This is a genomic window from Lacrimispora sp. 210928-DFI.3.58 (genome assembly GCF_020554865.1).
Taxonomy (GTDB): Bacteria; Bacillota; Clostridia; order Lachnospirales; family Lachnospiraceae; genus Enterocloster.
Map to the genome: position 1 here is coordinate 1 of NZ_JAJCIC010000080.1, position 4704 is coordinate 4704.

Annotated in this window: 1 protein-coding gene and 3 pseudogenes; 2 read left to right on the plus strand and 2 right to left on the minus strand. The window is 44.3% G+C overall.

The window, feature by feature from the left end; all coding sequences use genetic code 11:
* Both LIZ87_RS21850 and LIZ87_RS22975 read left to right on the plus strand, forming a co-directional pair.
* A pseudogene (locus LIZ87_RS21850) lies at positions 1-694 on the plus strand (argininosuccinate lyase); the annotation flags it as partial.
* Between the two features lie 105 nt (positions 695-799).
* A pseudogene (locus tag LIZ87_RS22975) lies at positions 800-2029 on the plus strand (choline-binding protein).
* A gap of 616 nt (positions 2030-2645) precedes the next feature.
* On the opposite strand, the gene LIZ87_RS21865 reads toward LIZ87_RS22975, so the two are convergent.
* Both LIZ87_RS21865 and LIZ87_RS21870 read right to left on the minus strand, forming a co-directional pair.
* Positions 2646-3893, minus strand: a complete 1248-nt coding sequence (locus LIZ87_RS21865) for a choline-binding protein (protein ID WP_178314443.1) — start codon at positions 3891-3893, stop codon at positions 2646-2648.
* Positions 3894-3995: 102 nt separating this feature from the next.
* Positions 3996-4704, minus strand: a pseudogene (locus LIZ87_RS21870) (argininosuccinate lyase); the annotation flags it as partial.

Genomic DNA, 4704 nt, shown 5'->3' on the forward strand with positions numbered 1-4704 from the left:
CGCATTCCGTAATGACGGCCGTATGATCAATGGGCTGAAGTTCATCCTGGACAGCAACGGCAGCCTTAGCGTTATCGCAGATGACGATGAGACTTATGATTTTGATACAGAGGATGGATTCGATCTTCATGCTCCCCAGCTGGAAGATATGGGCTACAAGTGCTACTACTTTGGCGGCAGTGAGGACGGCGCTATGAAGACTGGCAAGAACACCATCTCTATTGATGGCGAGAACTTCAGCTTCTACTTCGAGAAGTCTGGTTCTAAGAAGGGCCAGGGCGTAACCGGTGAGCAGGATGACAAGTATTATCAGTCTGGTAAGCTGATCAAGTCTGGTTCTGATGAGAAGTATCAGGTAGTAGTAAAGGATGCTAATGGAAATTACTCCAAGCTGGAGGATGCACAGGATTTCATTGGTGCAGCAAATGATGACGCAGCAATTACTGTTACAAGCGGCGTAAATGATGCTAACGTAGCTAAGCTTCAGGAGCTGGGCGTAAACAAGAAGGCTGATGATTTGTCCGAGCTGTATATCTTTGATGGTGTTAATGCTGAGGATTACTTCCTTGTTAATACTTCCGGTAAGGTAATTGATACCAATTCCAAGAACAAGGACGGCAATGACTACGTATATGTAGTGAAGAAGAACGGCGCTAAGCCTGGTAAGATCGTAGCTATCTACGTAGAAGACTAATTGAATTGCTGAAGTATTATATTGAATAATTAAGGGGGAAGGCGTTGTGGCTGATAAGTCTATTCAGCTTGCAGCGCCTTCCTTTTGTTAAGGAGGTATAGAATAGTGAGGAAAAAAATATTGATTCTGGGGCTGGCATTAGTAATGTCATTATCCCAGGCTCCGGCAGCCTTGGCTGAGGAAGCCTCAACTACTATGGAAAACTGTGGGGCTTATTTGTTTGAGTGGCGTCCGGTGGATTGCGGAGATGGACGGTACTTTGCAATATTGGTAGGCGGCAATACGATTAATGAAAGAAATGTGATTCTTCGCAGAGGCTTTGATTACGGATATACCTTTTATCCAAGTATTTATCCACGAACTTGGGGGGAGGTCCCTGCTTTGGTAAATGCAAACGGCATGTGGGCAATACCGGAGAATCAGCCGCTCCTTCCGGAGGGAACACAGCCAACGCTGACAATTACCTTGGTTACAAATAATAAGAATCTTCCTTTTAAGGAGCGGTATATTGATGTGGTGTGCCTGCCAAGCGGAGTATCTATATCAGAACTCCCGCCGGAGGTAAAGAAATATTTGATCAGCGTGACTGGAGAAGATATCGGAGCATAGGATGATGACAGCGTAACGAACGGCTGGATCAAGGAGGATGATGGCACTTACCGTTATCGCAAGCCCGATGGAACATACATAACCAACAGCTGGCTGAATATCGAGGATGAGTCCTATTATATGGATGCTAACGGTATCATGCTTGCCGATACTATGTCACCGGACGGCTATTATATCAATTCCAGCGGGCAGAAGACAAGATATATTCCAGGCTGGACAGAGAATGAGCGCGGCAAAAAATATGTACTGAAGAATGGATATTATGCAGCCTCCACCTGGGTAGAAGACACGGATGGAAAGTGGTATTACTTCGACATGAGCGGCTACCTGGTAACAAATGACACAACGCCGGACGGCTATCGTGTGGATGAGAACGGTGTATGGGACGGCCAGGCCACTACGATCGTGGAGGATATCACAAAATATGGTCCGGGAGGAAAAGCAGAGCCGCAGAAAGCAGCTTATTGGGAAGCGACCGATGGTGGCTGGAAATATATGCAGGCAGATGGAAGCTATCTGACAAACGGCTGGGCACAAAGTGCAGACGGAGGCTGGTATTATCTGGGAGCAGATGGTCTGATGCTTACGAGCCAGTCAACTCCAGACGGCTATTATGTAGACGAGAATGGTCTGTGGAGTACAAATGCCGCGCCATCTGAGGCAGAAGAAGCTGGCGCCTCTGAAACTAGCGAGACAAACGCTTCCGCGGAAACAGATAATAATTGACTGATTTAGGGCAGTATAGCTATTTAATCGTTCTCATACTAGATTAAGCTATAACGTGAAACCTCTAAGCTAAGCCAAACATTGTAAACTTAAGAGAATCTGCTTTGAGATAGGCAGATTCTTTTATTTATAATAAAATTTAGGCAGAGGTGCATATGAGGGGAGCTTATATTGAAAGAATACAAAAGCTTTTAAAAAACTGTCAGATCCTCCTTTGGCAGAGCGTAATCGATGGAAGTAAAGCAGAAGTGCCGATGGATATTGCCTGTCAAAAATGGTAAATTGCTTTTTGAACTGCAAACAAAAATGGAAGAATATATTCTATGTCAAAGAAAATTACCAGGAAAGAAACGGAAAAAAGAATATCTCAAATCAATATAAAAACAACCAAAAATACTTTTGAAAGAAGTCCATACAATTCCATGGGAAAGGTATGGACTTTTTTTACATCTAAAAAATAACGGACATAAGAATAGTAGTCTCTTAAGTTTACGATGTTGGGCTAAGCCAACAGTTAATTAACTCTTGCGATCCTCTTATTTTAATAGCAAAAGTCATATCTTATTCTAATTAATTGAATATCTTCAATAAGGACAGTCTCATTGCCTTTGACCGATTAGGTATTATCTGACTCTGTAGAAGTTTCTGACTCTTCTGATTCAGAAGCAGCTTCCCCTCCGTCCGCGTTTCCTTCTGCCTCAGATGACACAGCATCTGTAGTCCATAGGCCATTCTCGTCCACATAATAGCCATCTGGCGTTGTCTGACTTGTAAGCATCAGGCCATCCGCACCTAGATAGTACCATCCTCCATTTGCGCTCTGTGCCCAGCCGTTTGTCCGATAGGTTCCATCCTCCTGCTTATACTTCCAGCCATCATCCGTTTGTTCCCAATACGCTGCCGCCTCAGGCTCTGTCTTTCCTGCCGGACCGTATTTTGTAACATCTTCCACAATCGTGCTTTCCTGGCCATCCCATACACCGTTTTCATCTACATAATGTCCATCTGGTGTTGTATCATTTTTCAGCAGGTAACCAGCCATATCAAAATAGTACCATTTTCCGTCTGTATCCTCTACCCAGGTGGAAGCGGCATAATATCCATTCTTCAGTACATATTTTTTGCCGCGCTCATTCTCTGTCCAACCCGGAATGTATTTTGTCTTTTGTCCACTTGCATTGATATAATAACCGTCCGGAGACATGGTATCGGCAAGCATGATACCGTTAGCATCCATATAATAGGATTCATCCTCAATATTCAGCCAGCCATTGCTCACGTAAGTTCCATCCGGCTTACGATAGCGGTACGTACCATCATCTTCTTTGATCCAGCCATTTGTTACGCTGTCATCATCATAAGCTCCTATATCTTCACCATCTACACTGATCAGATATTTTTTTACTTCTGGCGGAAGCTCCGAAATGGATACTCCTCCTGGCAAACACACCACATCGATGTACCGCTCCTTAAACGGGAGGTTTTTATTATTTGTAACCAAAGTAATCGTCAGTGTAGGCTGAGTTCCTTCTGGAAGCAGGGGCTGGTTCTCCGGTATTGCCCACATGCCATTTGCATTTACCAGGGCCGGAACCTCTCCCCAGGTTCTCGGATAAATGCTGGGATAAAAAGTATAACCATAATCAAAACCCCTTCGGAGGATTACATTTCTCTCAACGATTGTGTTTCCTCCCACCAGGATTGCAAAATACCGGCCATTTCCACAATCCACAGGACGCCATTCAAACAAATAGGCTCCACAGTTTTCCATGGTGGTCGATGCCTCCTCAGCAAAGGCTGCCGGTGCCTGGGACAGTGACATTATAAGCGCTAATCCCAGTATCAGTATCTTTTTTCTCACTATCATGTACCTCCTTAACAAAAGAAAGGCGCTGCAAGCTGAATAAACCTATCAGCCACAACGCCTTCCCCCTTAATTATTTACCATAAAGCTTAGACTATTTAATTAGTCCTCTACGTAGATTGCTACGATCTTACCAGGCTTAGCACCGTTCTTCTTCACTACATATACGTAGTCGTTGCCATCCTTGCTCTTGGAATTGGTATCGATTACCTTACCAGAAGTATTTACAAGGAAGTAGCTCTCGCTGTCAACATTATCAAAGAGATACAGCTCTGCCAGATCATCCACCTTCTTGTTTACGCCCAGCTCCTGGAGCTTAGCTACATTAGCAGCATTTACACCCTCTGTGAGCTTGTTTGCATTACGCATTACACCAATGAATGCCTGTGCATCATCAAGCTTGGAGTACTGATTATAAGTCTCAGAAGTAGCATTGGTATCCTTAACTACTACCTGATATTTCTCATCAGAACCAGACTTGATCAGCTTACCAGACTGATAATACTTATCATCCTGCTCGCCTGTTACGCCCTGGCCCTTCTTAGAACCGGACTTCTCGAAGTAGAAGCTGAAGTTCTCACCATCAATAGTAATGGTGTTCTTGCCAGTCTTCATAGCACCGTCATCGCCGCCGCCGAAGTAGTAGCAGCTATAGCCCATTACTTCCATCTCAGGTGCATGTGCATCGAATCCATCTTCTGTATCGAAATCATGTCCATTCTCATCATCATCAGCAATAACACTTAATCCAGTGCCATTGTCCTTGATGAACTTCAGGCCATTGATCATACGGCCATCATCACGGAATGCA